At 60.9% G+C, this 21,935-nt stretch carries 19 protein-coding genes; 7 read left to right on the top strand and 12 right to left on the bottom strand.

What is annotated here, in order from left to right; genetic code table 11:
* Positions 1 to 173: 173 nt before the first annotated feature.
* The 6 genes from C2E25_RS02195 to malQ all read right to left on the bottom strand — a co-directional run bounded on the left by C2E25_RS02195 (position 174) and on the right by malQ (position 8,556).
* Positions 174 to 2,570 carry a response regulator gene (locus C2E25_RS02195; protein WP_103114159.1) on the bottom strand — a complete coding sequence of 799 codons (2,397 nt, stop codon included), beginning with the start codon at positions 2,568 to 2,570 and terminating at the stop codon, positions 174 to 176.
* On the bottom strand, positions 2,567 to 3,118 hold the full coding sequence (locus C2E25_RS02190; protein ID WP_103114158.1) for a YfiR family protein: 552 nt from the start codon (positions 3,116 to 3,118) through the stop codon (positions 2,567 to 2,569). The genes C2E25_RS02195 and C2E25_RS02190 overlap by 4 nt, the downstream gene beginning before the upstream one ends.
* A gap of 16 nt (positions 3,119 to 3,134) precedes the next feature.
* Positions 3,135 to 5,177, bottom strand: coding sequence for a TonB-dependent receptor plug domain-containing protein (locus C2E25_RS02185; RefSeq protein WP_158247090.1), 2,043 nt, complete (start codon positions 5,175 to 5,177; stop codon positions 3,135 to 3,137).
* A 263-nt stretch (positions 5,178 to 5,440) separates the two neighbouring features.
* Positions 5,441 to 5,995 (bottom strand): isoprenylcysteine carboxylmethyltransferase family protein, encoded by a 555-nt coding sequence (locus tag C2E25_RS02180; RefSeq protein WP_103114156.1) that lies wholly within the window; start codon positions 5,993 to 5,995, stop codon positions 5,441 to 5,443.
* Between the two features lie 88 nt (positions 5,996 to 6,083).
* Positions 6,084 to 6,893, bottom strand: a complete 810-nt coding sequence (locus tag C2E25_RS02175; protein WP_103114155.1) for an OB-fold nucleic acid binding domain-containing protein — start codon at positions 6,891 to 6,893, stop codon at positions 6,084 to 6,086.
* Between the two features lie 109 nt (positions 6,894 to 7,002).
* Positions 7,003 to 8,556: a 4-alpha-glucanotransferase gene (malQ, locus tag C2E25_RS02170; protein WP_103114154.1), complete on the bottom strand. Its 1,554-nt coding sequence runs from the start codon at positions 8,554 to 8,556 to the stop codon at positions 7,003 to 7,005.
* A 321-nt stretch (positions 8,557 to 8,877) separates the two neighbouring features.
* Here malQ and C2E25_RS02165 point away from each other — a divergent pair, with 321 nt between their 5' ends.
* Complete coding sequence (locus tag C2E25_RS02165) at positions 8,878 to 10,737, top strand: sensor histidine kinase (protein ID WP_103114153.1); 1,860 nt, start codon at positions 8,878 to 8,880, stop codon at positions 10,735 to 10,737.
* A 115-nt stretch (positions 10,738 to 10,852) separates the two neighbouring features.
* A complete protein-coding gene (locus tag C2E25_RS02160; RefSeq protein ID WP_103114152.1) occupies positions 10,853 to 12,445 on the top strand; it encodes a peptide chain release factor 3 in 1,593 nt (530 codons plus the stop codon).
* Positions 12,446 to 12,968: 523 nt separating this feature from the next.
* On the opposite strand, the gene C2E25_RS02155 is transcribed toward C2E25_RS02160, so the two are convergent.
* The 5 genes from C2E25_RS02155 to C2E25_RS17765 are packed head-to-tail and all read right to left on the bottom strand — an operon-like array spanning position 12,969 to position 15,916.
* Positions 12,969 to 13,511, bottom strand: coding sequence for a 2-oxoacid:acceptor oxidoreductase family protein (locus tag C2E25_RS02155; RefSeq protein WP_103114151.1), 543 nt, complete (start codon positions 13,509 to 13,511; stop codon positions 12,969 to 12,971).
* Complete coding sequence (locus C2E25_RS02150) at positions 13,508 to 14,263, bottom strand: thiamine pyrophosphate-dependent enzyme (RefSeq protein ID WP_103114241.1); 756 nt, start codon at positions 14,261 to 14,263, stop codon at positions 13,508 to 13,510. The genes C2E25_RS02155 and C2E25_RS02150 overlap by 4 nt, the downstream gene beginning before the upstream one ends.
* Positions 14,264 to 14,277: 14 nt before the next feature.
* Complete coding sequence (locus tag C2E25_RS02145; protein ID WP_103114150.1) at positions 14,278 to 15,348, bottom strand: 3-methyl-2-oxobutanoate dehydrogenase subunit VorB; 1,071 nt, start codon at positions 15,346 to 15,348, stop codon at positions 14,278 to 14,280.
* Entirely contained in the window at positions 15,345 to 15,569 is a 225-nt protein-coding gene (locus C2E25_RS02140; protein ID WP_103114149.1) for a 4Fe-4S binding protein, read from the bottom strand. Before C2E25_RS02140 ends, C2E25_RS02145 begins: the two co-directional genes overlap by 4 nt.
* Positions 15,566 to 15,916 (bottom strand): hypothetical protein, encoded by a 351-nt coding sequence (locus tag C2E25_RS17765; protein WP_233189302.1) that lies wholly within the window; start codon positions 15,914 to 15,916, stop codon positions 15,566 to 15,568. The genes C2E25_RS02140 and C2E25_RS17765 overlap by 4 nt, the downstream gene beginning before the upstream one ends.
* Between C2E25_RS17765 and asnS the strand changes: the two genes are divergently transcribed.
* Positions 15,915 to 17,315, top strand: coding sequence for an asparagine--tRNA ligase (gene asnS, locus C2E25_RS02135; RefSeq protein ID WP_103114148.1), 1,401 nt, complete (start codon positions 15,915 to 15,917; stop codon positions 17,313 to 17,315). The two genes, C2E25_RS17765 and asnS, sit on opposite strands and share 2 nt — an antisense overlap.
* 20 nt (positions 17,316 to 17,335) lie before the next feature.
* Here the strand turns inward: asnS and C2E25_RS02130 are convergent, their stop codons facing one another.
* Positions 17,336 to 18,082, bottom strand: a complete 747-nt coding sequence (locus tag C2E25_RS02130) for a DUF4197 domain-containing protein (RefSeq protein ID WP_103114147.1) — start codon at positions 18,080 to 18,082, stop codon at positions 17,336 to 17,338.
* A gap of 161 nt (positions 18,083 to 18,243) precedes the next feature.
* Here C2E25_RS02130 and C2E25_RS02125 point away from each other — a divergent pair, with 161 nt between their 5' ends.
* The 4 genes from C2E25_RS02125 (at position 18,244) to C2E25_RS02115 (ending at position 21,889) form a co-directional block, all read left to right on the top strand.
* A complete protein-coding gene (locus tag C2E25_RS02125; protein ID WP_146032878.1) occupies positions 18,244 to 19,971 on the top strand; it encodes a methyl-accepting chemotaxis protein in 1,728 nt (575 codons plus the stop codon).
* Between the two features lie 156 nt (positions 19,972 to 20,127).
* Positions 20,128 to 20,979 (top strand): chemotaxis protein CheW, encoded by an 852-nt coding sequence (locus tag C2E25_RS02120; RefSeq protein ID WP_103114145.1) that lies wholly within the window; start codon positions 20,128 to 20,130, stop codon positions 20,977 to 20,979.
* 227 nt (positions 20,980 to 21,206) lie between these two features.
* Positions 21,207 to 21,329, top strand: coding sequence for a hypothetical protein (locus C2E25_RS17955; RefSeq protein ID WP_269845092.1), 123 nt, complete (start codon positions 21,207 to 21,209; stop codon positions 21,327 to 21,329).
* Positions 21,330 to 21,442: 113 nt separating this feature from the next.
* The gene (locus C2E25_RS02115; RefSeq protein ID WP_103114144.1) at positions 21,443 to 21,889 is read left to right on the top strand and encodes a MarR family winged helix-turn-helix transcriptional regulator; all 447 of its coding nucleotides are present in this window, start codon (positions 21,443 to 21,445) and stop codon (positions 21,887 to 21,889) included.
* Positions 21,890 to 21,935: the final 46 nt, after the last annotated feature.

The raw sequence follows: 21,935 nt of genomic DNA, 5'->3' as shown, positions 1-21,935 counted from the left end.
ACGGGGGGCGGTGCTTTTCCGCCAACTCTGCGTTGCGTTCCTCTTCGCTTGTGCGACATAGCTTCCGCTATGTCTCCGCGCTCATCTGGCCGCGCCTTGATTTGACGAAAAATCCCTCGCCCTGAAGCCGTCGGTGCAGGACGGGGGGAAAACGCCCGGTTTCGATTTTCGTTTCAGCTTCCCTGTGAATCCAGCCACTTTTCAAAGATATCGATCAGCTGCTGCTGTTTGAAGGGTTTGCTGAGATAATCGTCCATCCCGGCTTCAAGACACTGTTCGGCGTCACCCTGCAGGGCCTTGGCGGTCAGGGCGATGATCGGCTGTCGATAGCCTTCGGCACGAAGGCGGCGGGTGGTTTCATACCCGTCCATCAGCGGCATCTGGCAGTCCATGAAGACCAGCTGGTAGTCGATGGCTTCGGTCATGGTCAGGGCGTCGCGGCCGTTCTGGGCGACATCAACCAGGCAGCCGAAAGCTTCGAGCATCATCTTGACCAGGTTCTGGGTCTGCAGGTTGTCTTCGACCAGCAGCACCCGAGCCTGGTATTGGGGCGGAACGCCGCCGCCGGTAAAAGAAGCGGGCTGTTTCACGACAAGTCCCTCCTCGGGCAGAACGGCGCTCAGGACAGCCTGCAGTTGGCTGAAGCGGACCGGCTTGCGTAACTGGGTGTTGAAGACGGCTCCACCGGAGCCTTCGATCCGGGGCTCCTTGCCGGAGACCAGGATAATTCGGGTTGCCGCCAGTTCCGGCCGTTGCTTGATGCTCTCGGCCAGGTCAAGGCCGTTCATATCCGGTAGATCAACCGAGAGCAGCACCAGCTGAAACGGATCCCGCTCGGCGGCGTGTCGCAGTCGGGGCAGGACCTCGTTGCCGCTGTCGGCGAGTTCAACTTGGATGCCGACCAGGGTCAACTGGTCGGCCAGAGCCTGTCTGCTCGCCGGGTGCGCTTCGACAACCAGGGCACGCTGACCGGTAAAATGCCGCCGGGAAGGATGAGGGCCGGGATCCTCATCAAACGGCTTTTCCAGCGGCAGGCGCAGGGTGAAGACGGTTCCTTCTCCCCTGGCGCTGCGCAGGCCGATTTCTCCTCCCATCATGCTGACCAGCTGGCGGACAATGGCCAGTCCAAGGCCGGTGCCGCCGTACTGCCGGGTATTGGAATTGTCGACCTGGATGAAGGGGTCGAAAATGGTCTGTTGTTCGTTGCTGTCCATGCCGATGCCGGTGTCGGCGATCTGCAGTTTGATCCAGATCCGGTTGCCGCTGACCTTCTCGCGTTCGGCGCGCAGCACCACGTCCCCTTCGCCGGTGAATTTGATGGCATTGCCGACCAGGTTGAGGACCACCTGGCGGATGCGGCCGGCATCTCCGATCAGTTTCGTTTCGATATCGTTGTCAATCTGGCAGGCCAGGTCGAGACCCTTTTTATGGGCTTTCTCTCCGAGCAGGAAGCAGGCGTCTTCGAGGACCTGGCGGAGGTTGAAGGGTTCCTGTTTGAGGGTCATTTTGCCCGCCTCGATGCGGGAAAAATCGAGCAGTTCTTCGAGGATTTTCAAAAGTGCCTCACCGGATGCGTTGATCGCCTCGGCCATCGATCTCTGCTGGGGATTGAGCCCGCTTTCGGTGAGCAATTCGTTCATGCCGAGAATGCCGACCATCGGGGTGCGGATCTCGTGACTCATGTTGGCCAGGAACTGGCTCTTGGCGCGGTTGGCCACTTCCGCTTCCTGTTTCGCCTTCTGCAGTTCAAGAATGCTTTTCTCCAGCCGTCGGTTGGTTCGGTGCAGGTCTTCGGTGCGATCCATGACCTCGTCCTCGAGGGCGTCGCGGTGGGCGGCCAGTCGCCGGTCCTGTTCCTCAATCTGGACCAGCATCCGGTTGAAACAGTCGACCAGTTCGGAGAATTCATCATCACTGTCGATCTCGGCCCGTCGGGTGTAGTCCCGCTGGTCGCTGATTTCTTTCATGGTGTTGACCAGTGCCAGCAGCGGGCGGGAGAGCCGACCCTGCAGCCGGTTGGAGAGGACATAAGCAACCAGCAGGCAGACCAGCATCACCAGCAGGCCGGTCAGCAGGATCCAGATGACACCGGCATTGAGAGGGGCCAGGTCGGCCTGCAGATAAATGGTGCCGACCACCGCGTCGTCCAGTTTGACCGGCTGATAGAGTTCCAGCCGCATGCCGTTGGCGGAGGCCTGGAGGAGTTGTTGATTCCGCCCGCGGCGGGTGATGATTTCCGGGACCTTGACCGGTCGTTCGTTTTGGGGATGGAAGCTGGCGAACAACCTGCCCTGGTTGTCGTAAATGGCGGCTGCCAGAATCGTTGGTTCGACCTGCAGCGGGGCCAGGTTGTCCTCGGCGGCGGCGGCGTCCTGGAAAACCAGGGGGGCACTGCTGTTGACGGCCAGCATTTCGGCCAGCAACTGCAGCTTGTCAAACATCGCCTGCCGCCGTCCGAGCAGATCCATAGTGGTGAAGGCCGTCGCCGCCAGGGCCAGGGCGAGAGCACAGGTCAGCATGATGGTGGCGACCAGTTTGCGGCGAAATCGGCTTTTTTGTTGATCGATCATGGCTCTTGCCCCCGGGCGGAGATCACATTTCTTGCCAGTTTGAGCAGGTGGGCGCTGAGGGTGAGGCCGGCCTTGCGGCTGGCGTCGAGGTTGATGATGAAGCGGATGCGTTGATCAATTTTCAGCAGTTCGATCATGCCGCCGCGGGCGGCGAATCCGGGAATGTCGCTGACGGTCAGTAAGCCGGATTGCGGTAACTGTTGCAGGATCTGCCGCAGCCGGGGGGATTCGGAGTCGGCGATGAAAAGGATGTGACAGCCGCGCGCTTCGGCCAGGGTTGAAACGTCCCGGATGCGGACCGGCCGGCCATGAATCCGGTAATCGCGGAAGGGCTGCAGGGCCGGTCCGAACGGATCGCGGCCCATGATGCCGACGATCAGTTCGCCCGTCTGTTGTGGAGAGTGTTGCGTGGGCCAGCTGGTGAACTTGGCGAAATTGAAGAGGAAGGCCGTCTTGACCTGGATGGTTGTGTATTGCGCGGCCGCGCTTCCCCCGAATCCCAGGAGGAGGCAGAACAGCAGGACGATGATGGCAGGGCGGCGGCGCATGCGGATTGTCTCCCCCTCAGAAAGTCCAGGTGCCCCTGAGAAACAGGCTGCGATCCACTTCAATGGCGGTCGAATTGAGGACTTCGGAAACAAATTCCGGGTGGTGCGGGTCGTTCAGATTCTGCCCGACCAGTTCCAGTTGCCATCCCGGCCGGGGTTTCCAGGCCAATCGTGTGTCGATGCCGAGATAGCCGCTGACGTTGCTGCCGGGGAGATTGTCAACCAGCCGCAGGCCGGCATCCCATTCCCAGTTGCGGGCGAAGTCGATGCTCGACCGCAGCGAGAGCTGATGATGCGGACTGTTGTCGGCCCGCTGTTTGAACCCGGTGAAGACCGCGCCCGCCTTCAGACTCTGGGTGACGTTCAGGTAGGTGTAGGCGGATTGCAGTTTCCACCAGCGGCGCGGCATCCAGTCGGCGGCGAGTTCGATTCCGTAACTGTCGGCATCAAGACGGTTGTTGCCCACCATGGGCAGCAGCCAGTTGGCGCCTTCGTTGACCGGTGTGCCGAGATCAACACTGGCCAGACCTTCGTAGCTGGTGTGGAAGAGCACGAGTTCCAGGTAGGTGGCCGCCGCCGGTTGGCAGCGCAGACCGAGTTCGTAGGTCCAGGCGGTGGTGGAATCGAAATTGTCATTGCCGATCAGTGAGAACTGACCCAGTGACGGCGCCGGCAGGCCGTTCAGTGGTGGCGGCAACAGGGCGACCGGAACGACATTCTGCCGCAGGTCGATACCGGTTTCGGCGCGGCTTGGGGTCCGTACCGAGCGGGAAATGGCACCCCAGATGGTATAGAAGGGGCGTGGGGTCCAGAGCAGACGCAGGGTCGGCTGGATCTCGAATCCGCTGTAATCGCTGTGTTCGATCTGGGTGCCGGCAATCAGTCTGAGATGGTCGGGGACCAGTTCGATCTGGTCATTGATGAAGGCGGTGAACAGGTCGTTTTTTTCATCCTGCGGGGTGAAGCTGATGACCGGTCCCTGCTTGGTGTGATCCCAGATATGACGGTAGCCCAGTCCCCAGCCGACAAGCTGCCTCTCGGTCGGTGCGAAACGATGTTGAAAATCGATGTCGAAGGTCTGCTGGTCCTGGCCGCTGGCGATATCCCAGTTGTGGGCCCGGTCGTAGAAAACCTGCAGCGAGAGGTCCGAGGTCGCGGAAAAGATTTCTTTCCAACGGCCGAGCAGGTTGCCGCCGAAGATGTCGGTGTCATCGGTCAGGGTTGTCGAGAAGGGCGGCGACAAGGTCGCCAGGGTGAAGGTTTCCCCCACGCTTCCACGGTAGATATCTCCCTGCAGGGTCAGGTGGTTCCGCCCTGCCTGTTCACGGTCAAAACGAAAGCCGCCGCGCAGGGCGCGCCAGTCGTCTGAATTGTCGTTCCCCCTGGCGTCGCTGCCGGAATCACGTTCAAAACCTTTGGCGTAGACGCGAAGATCAGCGTTCTCGTTCAGCGCGACTCCCTGGCGGGCTTCGACGATGACGCGGTTCTCGTTGCCGAGGGTCAGGCTGAGCAGGTTTCCCCGGGTCGCGGCGGCGGACTTGGTGATGATGTTGATGACACCGTTGACCGCGTTGGCACCCCAGATGGCCGCGCCGGGACCGCGAATGACTTCGATGCGCTCGATATCTTCCAGCACGGTGTCCTGGGCATCCCAGTAGACACCGGAAAAAATGCGGTTGTAGAGTGTTCGGCCATCCTGCATGACCAGCAGCTTGTTGGCGAAACGGTCATTCAGCCCACGGGCCGAAACCGCCCAGACACTGCTGTTGATGCGGGCCACCTGGATTCCCGGGACCATCCGCAGGATCTCCGGCAGGGACGTCGCTCCCGAGCGGCGGATGTCCTCCTGGCTGATGACATAGATTGCCGCGGCGGTGTCATAGATGCCCTGCGGTCGGCGGGCGGCCGAGGTGACTTCGACGTTGAGCAGTTCTTCGAGGTTGAGGCTGGTGAGGTCGGGGTGGTCAGCGGCCCGCGCCGGTATGCTTGTCAGCGCGGTCAGCAGCATGCCGAGCAGCAGAACTCCGGGCCGGTGCCGATGCGACCTGCGGTCAGTCATGAGACCTCCTTTTCGATAGCAAAACCGGTTGGAACCGGAAGCAGATCCGGTTGAGAGAACCGGACCCTTCATGGGATATGCGTGGGGAATCGCGATGATGGTTCCGTCAAGCCGGCGGGGAGAAAATAACCCCTGCCGGAATGGGACAGTTCAGTTTGAGCGGGGTCCCCCTCCCGTCCGGGTTTTTCGCCCGGCATGAGATTGCAATTTCCTCATTCTAGGGAGGTTGGGGTGGGAAGTCAATTGATGAAGACGGCCGGGGTTCAGTCCGCCTTCCCATCCCGGTTGCGGGTGGTGAAGTCGGTCCAGCGGCTCAGCGCCTCCTCTTCCAGGGCGATACGTCGTCGCAGCGTCACCAGCAGCAGGGGAATGAACAGCAATAGGGTGGTCGGGGCACGCAACAGCAGGGGAATGATGGCGAATTCGAGCGTCATGACGAGGTAGTTGGGATGGCGAAGCCAGCGGAAGGGACCGGTCCGGACCAGCCGGGAGCCGGGGATGACGACAATGCGGGTATTCCAGAAGTCGCCGAGAACGCCGATGGTCCAGTAGCGCAGGAGTTGAACCAGGCCGTAGCTGGTCAGCAGGCTCCAGGTCAGCAGGTCCGCCGGTACCCGGAAGGGATAGGCTTCGATCAGCAGCAGCAGATGAAAGCCGAGGTAGAGGGCCACCATGCCACGGTAGCTGCGGGGGGCGTATTCGCGGCCACCGCGGGCCTGCAGCCGGCGGCGGTTGCGGGCACAGAGCAGGAGTTCGGCACCACGTTGGATGAGCAGCAGCAGATAGAACCAACTCAGGTTGAGAAGGACGTTTCCCATGACGAGAGTCTACCCTGAATCGCACGGACAACAAAGCCCCCGGAGCTTGTTCCGGGGGCTTTGTTGCTGCTCTGTTTTCGTGTCTCGTCTATTCAACGACAACCTTGGCATCCTCGATGATGACCGAGTACTTGTAGCCGTAGCCGAAATCCTTGTCGGTAACCAGTTTGCCGGTGACGACAACAGTATCGCCGACCTTGGCGGTGTCGGCACTGGTGACGGTCAGGTCATTGGTGCCCTCGGCACCGGTTCCATCCTGCAGGTGCAGCCAGTTCTTGCCCATGATGTTGGCATTGTATTTGACCACTTTGCCGCGAACGGTGATCGGTTTGCCGGCCAGGGATTCAGTGTCAGCGAAAAGCTCGGCGATCGTTTTGCCGCCTTCCGGCGGCTTGATGCCGGAGAAGTCAACATCCGCCGGGGCTGATGAGGTGACATCAGGATGTTTCTGCTGGGTGCCGGCCGGTGCAGCGGCCGGGGTTTCGCTGAGGGGCTGGTCAGCACCGCCGACCATGATCGCGTCGACAAAATAGACAACCGGAAAATCTCGGTCGAGGGTTTTGCTGTGGTAGTTTTTCATCGCCATGCCCTTGGGAACTACCACCGCGTCGCCGACTTTGGCACTGAATTTGGGCGCCGCCGCCCAGATTTTTTCACTGCCGGTGTCGACCTGAACATAGGTATAGCCTGCGGCATCCATGGTTTCCAGCACCTTGCCGGTCCATCCGGCCTGCTGGGAGACAGCGGCAGGTTCTGCGGCAGGCGCAGGCGCCGTTGCCGGGGTTTCTGCGGCAGGTTTGGCGGCACTCTGTTCGGGGGCGGGGGATTCGTTTTTACAACCGGTTGCCAGCAGCAGAGCGACAGTTCCGGCAAGAAGCAACATCAGGTGTTTGTTCACAATCAAACCTCCAGTTTTTGGGTTTCCCGAGCGAAATCGATTCGACACCGCGTGGCAATGTAGCACAGGCGGTGTCTGCCAGACAAGAAGATCCGTTTTTATGGGCAGTTCACGCAGCGGTTCGCCGGCAGCGCCGACATTCTTCCCGCAGCCAGTCCGCCAGTTCAACAGTCAGGACATTTTCCGCCATTCGCCAGGTCCAATTCCCGTCCGGCCGACCGGGACGGTTCATGCGGTCGTCGGCCGGCAGCCCGAGCAGATCCTGAAGCGGGATGACGGCCAGCCGCGCGGGGCTTTGCAGGGCGCTGCGGATCAGGTCCTGCGGCATCTGTCGGCAGGGTTCACCGAGAAGATCCCGTACCCGTCGGCGGGCTGTCCGGTCGAGTTCCCGCCACCAGCCGAGGGTGGTGTTGTTGTCATGGGTTCCGGTGTAGACCACGGCGTTGGCGGGGTGGTTGCGGGGCAGGTAGGGGTTGTCGTCATCCGAATCAAAGGCGAACTGAAGGATTTTCATGCCCGGAAGTTGCCAGCGGTCACGCAGGGCCGCAACCTCCGGGGTGATGACGCCGAGATCCTCGGCGACCAGCGGCAGATGTCCGAGATCCTGCCGCAGGGCTTCAAACAGGCGATCCCCGGGGCCGGGTTGCCAGCTTCCGGCGAGCGCGGTTGAGGCTTCGGCGGGTATTCCCCAGCAGGCGGAAAAACCGCGAAAATGATCAATCCGCAGCAGGTCGAACAGCTCCAGGTTGCGAGCCATGCGCTGTCGCCACCAGGCATAATCCTGCTCGGCCAGTTTTTCCCAGTTGAAGAGTGGGTTGCCCCAGCGTTGTCCGGTTCGGCTGAAATAATCGGGAGGGACTCCGGCGACCAGCGGCGGGTTGCCGTGAGCATCCAGGCGGAAAAGCTGACGATGTCCCCAGGTGTCACTGGAATCCTGGGCAACGAAAATCGGCATGTCGCCGAAGATGCTGACGCCGCGGCTGTTGGCGTAGTTTTTCAGCCCCTGCCACTGCTCGAAGAAGATAAACTGCTGGTAGTATTGTTGTCGAATCCGGGCGCGCAGCCTGTGTCGCAATTCGCCGAGAGTGGCCTCGTCCCGATCTCGCAGCTCCGGCGGCCAGTTGTTCCAGCATTGTCGGTCAAATTGTTCACGTAGAACCCGGAACAGGGCGTAATCATCCAGCCAGAAGGCCTGCCCGCGACAGAAATCTTCAAATTGCCGCCGCCGTTCCGTCGTGGCGGAGCGGAAGAAGGTGTGTTCGGCTTTTTCGAGCAACGGCCTGCGGCAGTTTTCGGCCCAGCTGAAATCGGTTCGTTCCCCCTTTTTTCGCCAGGGATCGAGATCGGCCGGTTCCAGGTCGCCGACGGCTGCCAGCAGCTCCGGAGAGATCAGCAGCGGATTGCCGGCAAAAGCCGAGAGGGCGCTGTAGGGCGAGTCGCCGTAACCGGTTGGGCCGAGCGGCAGGGTCTGCCAGCAGCTCTGCCCGGCTCGGACGAGAAAATCGACAAATTGCCGGGCGGCAGGGCCCATATCGCCGATGCCGAAGGGGCCGGCGAGGGAAGACGGGTGGAGCAGCAGGCCGCTGGCGCGCTGTGTCAGCATGGAGACTCCAGGGGAAAATAAAATATCCGAATCGTCAGTATCCTGAATCAGTGAATTCATTGCTGGCGAACAGCACAAGCCCAAATCCACCATGAACCCACTGATTCAGGAGTATGCCATAAATTGCCCGGTTGCAAAGTCCCTTTCCAGCTGTCAGGATAGTTCATGTGAGTTATCCCTGAATCAGTGAGCCCCTTGTCGGTGGCCGGCACAAGTCATTGCTCTGCCTGAGCTTCCCAAAAATCACCAGCGAACCTATGGGTGCGCTTCAGATTTTTGGAAATCTCATTCAGACCAAGCACTTGCACTCTCCATCCAACAGGGACTCACTGATTCAGGTTGTCATTTTGCGGGCATGGGATCGCTTTCGGGAGAGGGATTATGCTGCGTATCACCTTTTTGCGTAACATGCTGCTGTTGTCACTGGTCCTGGTGACGGTCCTGCCACTCTACGATCTCTTCTATATCTATCCGACCTACCGCAACCTGCTTACTCAGGAGACCGAGGATGATGCGGTGCGGTTCGTCAACTACCTGGTTCGTACCCTGAAGCTGGAAGACCTCAGCCTCAACCGGGAGCAGATTGCCCCGACCTTTACCCGTGAGGCGCGCCTGCTGATGCAGGATTCCCTGCTGGTCAAGCTGCGGGTCTTCTCGCCGCGGGGAGAGATTATTTTCTCTACCGTCCCCGGGGAAGTCGGCACCATCAACAGCAGCCCTTATTTTCACCAGATCGTCGCCCGCGGCCGGGTCTACTCCAAGGTTGTCAGCCGAGACCGGGAAACCGCTGAAGGCAAACATCTGCCGGTGGACGTGGTTGAAACCTATGTCCCGGTGATGAACAGCCGGGGGTTCGGAGGGGCGCTGGAGGTCTATTACAACGTCACCCGGAACCAGCAGCGTATCGATCAGTTGACCCGCCGCTCAACCCTGTTGTTGCTGGGGCTCTGCGGCGGCATGCTGCTGGTTGTTTTGTTGCTGCTTTACAAGGCGAAAAAATTCTGGCTGCAGCGGGAACAGGCCGAAATCGACCTGCAGTCGAACAACGAGGCCCTTGAAGAACGGATACAGAAACGGACCGGGCAGCTGTTGCTGGCCAACCAGCAGCTGACAGCCGAAATCGCCGAACGGACCCTCGCCCAGGCCGCTCTCAAGGCTGCGCTGGCCGAGACCGAGGCCGGCCGGGAGAAAATCAACGGCATCCTCAATTCGGTTGCCGACGGGCTGCTGGTTGTCGATCAGCAGCAACGGGTGGTGCTGATGAACGCGGCCGCGGAAACCGCCCTGGGCATCTCTTTTTCCGCTGTTGCCGAGCGCCCGCTGGCAGAAGCCCTGGCGGGATCGGGGCTTGAACAATTGTTCCAGGAGGCTCTGGCGGACCCGGATCAACCGGGGCATTTCGACTTCAGCAGGGAGACCGGCAATCCTGACCGGCCGGAACGTGTTTACCAGGGTCGCTGTTCGCCGCTGTTGAGCCAGTCCGGTGAGATCAGCGGGCAGATCGTGCTGATGCAGGATGTCTCCCGTGAGCGCGCTCTCGACCGGATGAAAAGTGAATTTCTGGCCATGGCCGCCCATGAACTGCATACGCCCATCACCACCATCATGGGTTACACCGAACTGCTGGTCACGCATCCGCTGGAGGAATTTCAGCCGGAACAGCGTCGGGAATTCGTCAACTATATCTACGACAAGGCCCAGGCCCTGGCGCGGATGGTCGATGACCTGCTCGACGTCAGCCGTATCGAGGCCGGGCAGATGCTGTCGCTGAAAAAAGAAACATTCGCCCTGTCCGCCGCCCTCGACCAGGTTCGCCGGACAACCCGACTTTCCGGCAGTCATAAGCTACGGCTGGATGTCGCACCGGAAGACATTGAACTTCATGCCGACCGGCTCAGGTTCGAGCAGTTGATGGCCAACCTGCTCGGTAACGCGGTCAAGTATTCGCCCGACGGTGGGGAAATCACCATTACCGCCCGGCAGGTCGACGACAACCTGCAGGTGACCGTCAGCGACCAGGGCATCGGCATGAGTGAAGAACAGGCGATCCACGTTTTCGAACGGTTTTACCGTGCCGATACCTCGACCACCGCGGTTGCCGGAACCGGCCTCGGGATGAGTGTGGCGAAGATCATCGTCGACGCCCATGGAGGCCATATCTGGCTCGAAAGCGAAGAGGGCGTCGGCACCCGGGTCTCTTTCACCCTGCCGGTTGTGCCCACGGAGAGGGGCGGGGATTGACCCTGGTCCCCGTTCCGGGCTAGAATCCAGCTTTCCTCGGGCCGTTTTCGGCCCGGTTTTTTTTGTCATTCGGCGCGGCGCGGCCGCTCCGGCAGTTGAACCCAAGGATTGACTCGTGAGCAAACGACTCCAAGAAGAAATCGCCCGGCGGCGGACCTTCGGCATCATCAGCCACCCGGATGCCGGCAAGACCACCCTGACCGAAAAATTGCTGCTGTTCGGCGGCGCCATCAATCTCGCCGGCGCGGTCAAGGCGCGCAAGGCGGCCCGCCACGCCACCAGCGACTGGATGAAGATGGAGCAGGAGCGTGGTATCTCGGTGACCACCTCGGTGATGAAGTTCAATCACCGCGACTTCGAGATCAACCTGCTCGACACCCCGGGCCACCAGGACTTTTCCGAGGATACCTACCGGGTGCTGACCGCTGTCGATGCGGCGCTGATGGTGATCGACTCGGCCAAGGGGGTCGAGGCGCAGACCGAGAAGCTGATGGAGATCTGCCGGATGCGCAACACCCCGGTGATCACCTTCATCAACAAGCTTGACCGCGAGGGGATGGATCCCCTCGACCTGCTGGCCGACATCGAGGAGAAACTGCAGATCGAATGCGCGCCGCTGGCCTGGCCGATCGGCATGGGCAAGCGCTTCAAGGGGGTCTACAGCCTCTACCGCAAACAGCTCAACCTGTTCACCCCCGGCACCGAGACCCGCAATCAGGAGTTGATCACCATCGAGGACCTGGCCGATGCCCGGCTCGACGAGCTGCTCGGCGACCAGGCCGACGAGCTGCGCGGGGATGTCGAGCTGCTTGAAGGGGCGGCCAATCCCTTCGACCTGGAGGATTTTCTCAAGGCCAGCCAGACCCCGGTCTTCTTCGGCAGCGCGGTCAACAACTTCGGGGTGCGGGAACTGCTCGACGCCTTTGTCGAGCTGGCCCCGGCGCCGGGGCCGCGGATGACCGAAACCCGCGAGGTGCACCCGGACGAGGAGCAGTTCTCCGGCTTTGTCTTCAAGATTCAGGCGAACATGGACCCGGCGCACCGCGACCGGATCGCCTTTCTGCGCATTTGCTCCGGCAAGTTCGAGCGGGGGATGAAGGTCCGTCACCACCGCATCGGCAAGGAGGTGGCGCTGAACAACGCCATCATCTTCATGGCCCAGGACCGTGCCCACATCGAGGAAGCTTATCCGGGCGATATCATCGGCCTGCACAACCACGGCACCATCAAGGTCGGCGACACTTTCAGCAGCAAGGAGCCGCTCAAGTTCACCGGCATCCCCAGCTTCGCCCCGGAGCATTTCCGCCGGGTGCGGCTGAAGAACCCGCTCAAAGTCAAGCAGCTCGACAAGGGGCTGACCCAGCTCGCCGAGGAGGGGGCGGTGCAGGTCTTCCGGCCGCTGCTTGGTGCCGACTGGATTCTCGGCGCGGTCGGGGTGCTGCAGTTCGACGTCACCATGGAACGGCTGAAGAACGAGTACGGGGTCGACGCCGTCTACGAGGGGATCGACTTCGCCACCGCCCGCTGGATCGACTGCGAGGACGCGAAGAAGCTGGAGGAATTCCAGAAGAAGAATCAGGCCAACCTGGCGCATGACGCCGAGGGCAACCTCGCCTACCTGGCCTCGAGCGAGTGGCGGCTGGGGTATGTGCAGGAGCAATGGCCAGAGATCATCTTCCACAAAACGAGGGAGCAAGGCAGCCGATAAGCATCCGCCTGCTGCGTTGCTCGCACCTTCAGTCGCTGCGGAGTAGCTGCCGCTACACCTCACTCCTTCAGTTGCGAGACGCCTTGCATCTACACACGTCTCGACCACCTTGTGGCGGTAGTGCTGGTTTTTTTTCGATCTTGCCGTTCCCTTCCCCCGTGGAAGCCACTGAACGGAGGGGACGGCCGGAGGAAATAGAGGCATGAATGTCTGAGGCGTCAGCCGAGTTTTCATGCCTCCCGCCGGGCGGCTCCGGAGTGAAGGAACCCGCAGGGTGGCTTCGTCGGGTGCCCTTCTTTTGCTTACTTTTCTTGGGCAAGCAAGAAAAGTGAGGCGCATGGCGGGCGCTCCCGCCGGTTTTGGGGGTGAGGGGTCGGCCGACAACACCCGTCAGTGGCGTTATGTTCAGCCTTCAATCTCGACATGAAGACAACAACGGCCATCCCCTTGCGGGAATGGCCGTTTTGATTTGGGTTCAATCTCAAGCTGTTTTTGCTTTTGATCTTCCTGGCTGGCGGCAGATCTATTTCTCCACCAGCGCCGCGCCGCGCTTGATCGCCTCGATATTCATCGGGATGAAGCGGTGATTGCGTTTCGGCAGTGCCTGTTCCAGAGCCTTCTCCAGGCTGGCGGCGTCGACCGCGCCGGTGGCGGTGACGTAGGCGCCGAGGGAGACCATGTTGAGCAGCCGGTCGCCGCCGGTTTCCCGGGCGATTTCGGTCAGCGGGGCGGAGAGCAGGTTGATATCATCGCGTGGATTGGCCGGCAGCTCGATCAGGGAGCTGTTGAGCAGGCAGAATCCGCCGGGGCGGACCTTCTCCAGGTACTTGTCGCAGGAAAGCTGGTTGAGGATGATCGCCGCGCCCGGTTGGCCGATCACCGGTGAACCGACCTCCTGGTCGGAGATCACGACCGTGCAGGTTGCCGCTCCGCCCCGTTTCTCCACCCCGTAGGAGGGATAGTAGGAGACATTCTTCCCTTCGAAGATTGCCGCCCGCGCCAGCAGGTCGCCCATCATCAGCACCCCCTGGCCGCCGAAGCCGGCCATGAAAACATCGTAGGTCATTGGTTGCCCTCCTGGCTCTGGGTGTCCTTGAAGGTGCCCAGCGGGAAACAGGGGATCATCTCCTCGGCGACCCGGGCGTTGGCCTGCCGCGGGTCCATCCCCCAGTTGGTCGGGCAGGTCGACAGGATCTCGACGAAAGCGAATCTGCCCTCGTCACGCTGCAGGCGGAAGGCCTTTTCAATCGCCTTGTCGGCCTGGCGGACATGCTGCGGGTTGTCGACCGCCACCCGGGTCGAATAGGCGACCCCGTCCAGCTGGGCGAGCAGCTCGGCCATGCGGATCGGGTGACCGTCCCGTTCGGCGCTGCGGCCGCCCGGAGAGGTGGCTGACTCCTGGCCGAGCAGGGTGGTCGGGGCCATCTGCCCGCCGGTCATGCCGTAAGTGGTGTTGTTGACGAACAGCACGCTGAAGGCTTCGCCGCGGTTGGCGGCATGGATGATCTCGCTGGTGCCGATCGCCGCCAGGTCGCCGTCCCCCTGGTAGGTGAAGACAAATTTGTCGCTCTGCACCCGCTTGGCGCCGGTGGCGACGGCCGGGGCGCGGCCGTGCGGTGACTCGATGACATCGACATCCAGGTAGGCATAGAGAAAGACGCTGCAGCCGACCGAGGCGACGCCGATGGTCTGCTGCTGCAGCCCGAGGCGGTCGAGGTTCTGGGCGACCAGGCGGTGAATAAGGCCGTGATGGCAGCCGGGGCAGAAGTGGCTCGGGACATCTTTCAGCGATTTCGGACGTTCGAAAACGGTTTGCATGGTCATGATCGGCCTCAATAACTTTCTCGGATCTGCTCGTACAGTTCTTCGGGGGTCGGCAGCGAGCCGGTTCCCGGTGGACGGCCGTAGAAATGGACTTCACGCCGGCCGTTGACCGCCAGGCGCACATCCTCGACCATCTGCCCGGTATTCAGTTCGATGCAGAGGAAGCGGCGCGCCGTTTCCGCCAGACGGGCCAGGTGCCGTTCGGGGAAGGGGAAGAGGGTGATTGGTCGCAGCATGCCGACCTTGAGTCCCGTCTCCCGGGCCATCCGCACCGCGGTCTTGGCGATCCGCGCCGCCGCGCCGAAGGCAACCAGGACCAGTTCGGCGTCATCCAGGGCGACCTCCTCGGCCATCACCTCGTTGGCCCGCAGGGCTTCGGCCTTGGCCTGCAGGTGACGGTTGTGGGCTTCTAGTTCGCCGTCGCCGAGAAACAGTGATTTGACGATGCGCTGTTCGCTGCGCTCGCCCTTGCCGGTGACGATCCAGTCCTTGGCCGGCAGCTCGACTTCAGGTCGGGGGCGCAGTTCGATTGCCTCTTTCATCTGGCCGACCAGGGAGTCGCCGAGCAGCATGGCCGGCATCCGGTAGCGGTCGGAGAGATCGAAGGCGTGCATGGTCAGGTCGTACATCTCCTGCACCGAATGGGGGGCCAGGACGATCATCCGGTAGTCACCGTGACCGCCGCCCTTGACCGCCTGGAAATAATCGGCCTGGGAGGCGTCGATGCCGCCGAGCCCGGGGCCGGAACGGGAGATGTTGACGATCAGCCCGGGCAGTTCACTGCCCGCCAGGTAGGAGATTCCCTCCTGCTTGAGTGAGATGCCGGGGCTGGATGACGAGGTCATCGCCCGGGCGCCGCAGGCGCTGGCACCGAGCAGCATGTTGATCGAGGCGACCTCGCTTTCGGCCTGCAGGAACTGGCCGCCGTGCTTCGGCAGTTCGCTGGACATCAGGGCCGGGATTTCGCTCTGCGGCGTGATCGGGTAGCCGAAATAGTAGCGGCAGCCGGCCTCGATGGCGCCGTAGCAGACCGCTTCGTTGCCTTTCAGGAAGACGCGTGCTGGTGTTGATTGACTCATTTCTCTTTCACCTCCCTGGCGACGCGGATGGCCACGTCCGGACAGACCTGGGCGCAGAGCGCGCAGCTGACGCAGGCTTCAAGGTTTTCCGGGCTGATGGTGGCCGGTGTGAAGCCGAGGCGGTTGATCTCTTCGCACAGTGCGAGCAGCCCCTTCGGGCAGACATCGACGCAGAGGCCGCAGCCCTTGCAGTAGGTTTCATCGATCGTCAGTTTCTTCATGCCTGTTCCTTGTCGCCGCGCGGGTGGCGGGCGGATGTTTCCCTGTTTGCGGACTGGCTTTGGTTCAGGAAGGAATCTTCACTGCTGGCCGGTCCGGGCCGCGCACGGTCCGGGCGGTGGGGATGCGTGCATTGGCTGTCGAGGGCAAGTCCGGTTTCAGAAAACCGGATTTTACTGTAGTATCCTTGAACTCTGCAAGACCTGAATGAGGGTTGTGGGCGGAAAATTTCTTGAGCACGGGGAGCTGAACAGAGATAATCTGCAGCGCCAAGAAATAAGTTTGATAACAATAAACATTCGGCAGGATTTTCCAACCGGAAGTCCTGTCCGGTACAGGAGATGGTCATGCCAGCTGTCATCGACAACCGCAAGATCCGCTCCGTCGCGGAGGTGCTGCGGCGGAATGAAGTCCAGCCCGATCTCTGTATCCGCGGCTGGGTGCGTACCCTCCGGCGCGGCAAGGAGGTCAGTTTCATCGCCGTCAACGACGGTTCCTGCTTTGCCGCGCTGCAGGTGGTCGCCGCGACCGAGCTGCTTCAGGGTCTTCCGGACGGGCTGGGAACCGGGGCGGCCGTTGCCGTCCATGGCAACCTGGTTGCATCGCCGGCGGCCGGGCAGCCGTGGGAGCTACAGGCCACCGCCATTGAGCTGATCGGACCCAGCGGCGAGGATTATCCACTGCAGAAGAAGCGGCACAGCTTCGAGTTTCTGCGCTCCATTGCTCATCTTCGACCCCGCACCAACAGCTTCGGCGCGGTTTTCCGGGTGCGCAGCCGCCTGGCCTATGCCGTACACCGCTTCTTCCAGGAGCGCGGCTTTCTCTACGTGCAGACGCCGATCATCACCGCCAGCGACTGCGAGGGAGCCGGTGAGCTGTTTCGGGTCACCACCCTCGAAATGGAGAAACCGCCGAAGGGGGAAAGGGGGGTCGATTATCACCGGGACTTTTTCGGTCAGCAGGCCGGACTGACCGTTTCCGGACAGCTGGAGGCCGAGCTGTTCGCCACCGCTTTCTCCAATGTCTATACCTTCGGCCCGACCTTCCGCGCCGAGAATTCCAACACCAGCCGTCATGCCGCCGAGTTCTGGATGATCGAGCCGGAAATCGCGTTCTGCGACCTGGCCGGCAACTGCGACCTGGCCGAGGATTTCATGCGGGCGATGGTGACCGCGGTGCTTGAGGAGTGCCGAGAGGATCTTGATTTCTTCGATCAGCGGATCGAAAAGGGCCTGATCGCCAAGCTCGAAGCCCTGGCGCGGGCGGAGTTCGCCCGCATGAGCTACAGCGAGGCGGTGGCGGAACTGGAAAAGTCGGGAAAGACATTTGAATTTCCGGTCCGGTGGGGGGCCGACCTGCAGTCGGAGCATGAGCGCTTCCTGACCGAAGAGGTGGTCGGCGGCCCGCTGTTCGTGACCGACTACCCGAAGCAGATCAAGGCCTTCTACATGCGGATGAACGACGATGATCGCACTGTGGCCGCCATGGACCTGCTGGTGCCGCGGGTCGGGGAAATTGTCGGCGGTTCGCAGCGCGAGGAGCGGCTTGACCGGCTCGATGCCCGCATGGCCGAGCTGGGGATGGATGCCGCGCCGCTCTGGTGGTACCGGGATATCCGCCGCTGGGGCAGCTGCCCGCACGCCGGTTTCGGGCTCGGCTTCGAGCGGCTGCTGATGTACGTCACCGGAATGGAGAATATCCGCGATGTGATTCCCTTCCCGCGGACTCCTGGACACGCCGAATTCTGACCTGGCGTTGCCGGCCGGATTCAGTTCCCTCCGCCGAACACCTTCTGCAGCAGTTCGGTGGTGCGCCGGGCCGGGTCGGCGCGGATGGCGGCTTCCTCTTTGGCCAGGTAGTAGAAGATTCCGTCCAGTCCTTTCTCCACCACCCAGCCGGTCAGGTCGGCATGAATATCGGGGACGAAGGGGAGGTTGCGGTATTCGCCCAGGGCGCTGTCGTAGCTGCGGATGGCGCCGACTTCGGCCAGGCTGTCAGCGACCACCGGGCGCATTTCCTCGGCCAGCGGCGCCGACATTTTTCCCTTGAAATAGCGGGTCGCCGCATCCTCGGGCCCGTTGTAGATTGCCATCACGTCATCGATAGTCATCTCCCGGATGGCCTGGCTGAACAGGGCTTTCGCCTTCGGCGTGGCCGCTTCGGCGGCACGGTTGAGCTGCAGTTCGAGATCTTCGGTCATCCTGCCCATGCCGATCACCGTCAGGGCGCTGTCGACCTTTTCCAGTTCCGGCGGCAGGGGGATGTGGATGGCCTCGTCGCCGTTGAAACCGTCGGCTGCGCCGAGCTGGTCAACCACCCGCTTGCTGCCGATCCGCAAGGCTTCTTTCAGTCCCGAACCGATTTCTGCTTCGGTCAGCGCCGGTTTTCCTTGCGGCGCCGTTACATTTTCCAGCAGCTTCTGCCCGTTTTCCCACCACCCGGCCCGCAGGTTTCCGGGGTTGAAGATGATACTGACGGCCAGCAGCAGGCACGGCAACATGTTGGTGGTTGGCATGGTCGCTTCCTTTCTCCTCTGGGACCGGAAGGCGATGCCGTCGGGATAAACGGCTCTTCAGTCCCGAGCAAGTATACCTCAAGTTCCCGATCGTTTCGGTCGATACGGAAAGCATCCTGTTTGGTTTCGCGTTCCTGCCGGAGGCCGTCGTGAGCTTTTTCATGTCCCTTTATAAAACCTTGGAAAATTCCTTTTTCAATACCCTGACCCGTAAACTGGTGGGCAATTTTTCCTTCCTGATTTTCCTGCAGCTGCTGTTGGTGATCGTGACCTGGTCAGGCGTGGTCGGGGCCCTGGGGCTGTCTCTGAAGGAGACGGTGCTGGCGATGGCCGGCCTGTCCATCCTCTGCATGATCGGCAGCCTGCTGTTTCTCTGTTTTCTTTTTGTGCGCCCGGTCCATCGTCTCAACCGGCAGCTGAGTTCCATGTGTGAAGGGGATGCCGACCTGGAATCCCGGCTTACGGTTCCGACCTGTGACGAGTTTCACGACCTGGCGGACAACTACAATGCTTTCATCCGCCGACTGCGGGAGACAGTCCTTTCTTTGCGCCAGATGGGCGTCAACATTGCCATCGGATCGGCCAAGGTCGTCAACCGGGTTGCCGATACCGCCGGCAAGGCGGACAGCCAGGAACAGCTGGCACAGGCTATTTTCAGTCGCAGTCGGGAAGCGACCGGGGCTCTCGCCGGTATTTCCGACAACACCCGGCAGATTGCCGCCACCACGTCTCACAGCCTGGAAACCGCGCGTGCCACCTTTGATGATTTTCAACAGCTCAGCGGCAGCATGGAAGAGATGCTGGAGAGGGTCCAGAAGCATGATGCGACCATTCAGGAAATGGGGGACATGTCGCGTGATATCGGCAAGATCATCGGCCTGATTCAGGGGATCTCCTTCCAGACCGGTCTGCTGGCTCTCAATGCCGCCATCGAAGCGGCGCGCGCCGGACAGGCCGGCAAAGGCTTCTCGGTGGTGGCGGGAGAGGTGAAGAAACTGGCCGAGGAGGCCAACCGGGCAAGCGAACAGATCGCGACGCAGATTACCGATATGCTGACCAATATTGATACCGCGCTGACGGAGGCTGACGGCATCAACCGGTTCGCCGAGCAGACCATGGAGGTTTCCGGTCGGGCCCGCTCCAGTTTTCAGGGCATGATCGAAGAGTTCGAGGCCAACCACGCGCGACTGGCCGAAATTACCGCTTCGGTCGAAGAGGTGGCATCGGCCAATCAGCAGGTCCACGCCCGGGTTGGCGAGATCGGCGAGCTGAGCCGGGCGGTCGTCGGGCAGATGGAGCAGTCACGGTCGGTGGCGGTTGATCTGCAGCGTACCAGCGAGGATATGCAGCAGCTGATGGCGACTTTCCGCACCGGCACCGGCGCCTTTGAAGAGTTGCTGCAACGTGCCCGTGGTTTTCAGGCGCGGGCCCGCAACTGGCTGGATAGCCTGGCGCGGCAAGGGGTGGATATCTTTGATGCCGTCTACCAGCCCATCGCCGGCACCGATCCGCAGAAATACACGACCCGTTACGATCGCCACTTTGATCGCCGGGTGAGGGAAATCTACGACCGGGAACTGGCAGGGCTTGCGGGCGGGATCTACGCCATCTGGGTCGATGGCAATGGCTATGCTCCGACCCATAACAGCATGTTTGCGCAACCCCTGTCCGGGGATGCGGAGACCGACCTGGTCAACAGTCGCGACAAGCGGCTGTTCGATGACCCGACCGGTCTTCGCAGCGCCCGCAATCGTGAACCTTTCCTGCTGCAGACCTACATGCGGGATACCGGGGAAATTCTCAGCGACCTTTCCCTGCCGGTGGAGATTGACGGCCGCCACTGGGGCGCGATCCGTATCGGTTTTGATCCGGCATTGCTGCTGCAGTGACCTGTCCCGTAACACCATCACCTGAATCCGTGGGTTCATGCCGGCGGGAAATACCTTGATTCAAGTGACGATCGGCAGAATCTAAACTTTCAGGTCCAGTTGTCGATAGAGGTTATAGGATATTCATTGTCTGAATCTTGATACCGGGGAGCCCTCATGTCTGTGCAAACCGCCTGTCGTCAGCAGGTTGAATTCGGCAACCAGTTGTGGATCGTGGTTAAAATTGACCAAAACAGTTTTGCGATCAACGCGCTGGATGTCCACGACATGGTGGCGATGCCGCCGCTGACCAGGCTTCCCGGCGCTGACAAATTTCTCTCCGGAACGATCAATCACCGCGGGCAGATTGTTCCCCTGGTCGACTTTCGCGTCCTGCTCGGCAGAAAGTCGATTGCCGAGACGGCCGAAAGTCTCTGCTCGCTGATTGATCAGCGGGAAGATGATCATCGCAACTGGCTTGATCAGTTGGAACTGTCGGTCAAGGAACAACGTGAATTTTCCCTGGCGACCGACCCGCGCAAGTGCGCCTTCGGCAAGTGGTACGATTCCTACACCACCGATGACCTGGTGCTGCAGGGTCTGTTGCGAAAATTCGATACTCCTCACCGAACCATCCACGCGATTGCCGAAAAGGTTAAAAAGTACGAGGTCGTCGGTGAATTCGAGGCCGCCTACACCCTCATCGAGCAGACCAGAGAACTCGAACTCTCCGACATGATCAGGCTGTTCGCCGAGTTTCGACAGGCCATAAGGGAGCAGACCCGAAGGCAGGTTGCCGTGATCCTGGAGCATGAGGGTGCGCAGGTCGCCTTTTCGGTTGATTCGGTGGATGCCGTCGAGGAGTTGTCCGCCGAACTGATCACCGATGCGGCGGATGTTTTCCCCGCCGAATGGAAAAACTGGATTGTCGCCATCGGTCGCCGCCGCAAAACGGACGGCCTGGCGCTCATCCTCGATCGGGAACTGTTTTTCGATCTGGCCGCCCGGGTTGACCCCTCGGGCGACTGAGAATTTCCCCTGGGTCTCCGTCTCCCTCCGAACGATTTTTTCAAACCTGAATCAGTGAATTCATTGCCGGTGAATAGCACAAGTCATTAATCCGTCTGCACTTTCCAGAAATCACCGGCGAACCTAAGGGTGCGCCTCAGATTTTTAAAAATCGCATCCAGATCAAGCTCTTGCACTCTTCCTCCGCCATGAACCCACTGATTCAGGTCAAATCCAGGGCTGTAGTCGTGTTTCTTGATCTATGTCTGAATCCGCGGCAGCGGCCGTGGGGCAAGATCTACCTGCTTGGCGGCAGTGACATCGGCGCTGACTCGGTTAAAACCAACGAAGAATTCACTCCCGGCAGGTGATGTTCGTTCATACCAGGAACTGAAATGTTTTCCGCCTGATGGTGCGGGGGGGCTTGACAGCCGCTTCATGGTGCTGATAGTTTAAATTTAAACCATTTGACATAGAATTGGCTATGGCGACGAAGTATCCGGGAACAACATCTGAACGACGGGCACTCAATACCTATATCAACCTGTTGCGCTGCAGCGAAGTGGTTTCCGCTGACACTACGCGTCATCTTGCCGCGGAAAAATTGACGGTCGGTCAGTTCGGCACTCTGGAGGCGCTTTACCATCTCGGACCGCTTTGTCAGCGGGACATTGGCAGAAAGCTTCTCAGAAGCGGCGGCAACGTGACCACCGTGGTTGACAACCTGGAGAAGCGCGGTTTGGTTAAACGACGGCGCCAGGCGGAAGACCGGCGTTATTACAGTGTTGCGTTGACCGATTCCGGGCGGGAACTGATCGCCCGCATCATGCCGCGTCAGGTCGCCGGCATTAAACAGCGCCTGGCCGTTCTCAGTGCCGAAGACCAGGAGACGCTGCGGCGCCTCTGCCGAAAGTTGGGAGTCGGCGACTGAATTTTCGTTCGGCAGATGGTTCGAAATTAACCTGAATCAGGTTGAA

This window comes from Geothermobacter hydrogeniphilus (assembly GCF_002898515.1).
GTDB lineage: Bacteria > Desulfobacterota > Desulfuromonadia > Desulfuromonadales > Geothermobacteraceae > Geothermobacter_A.
The sequence above is the reverse complement of the archived record's forward strand: the minus strand, read 5'-3'. Positions and strand labels throughout refer to the sequence as shown.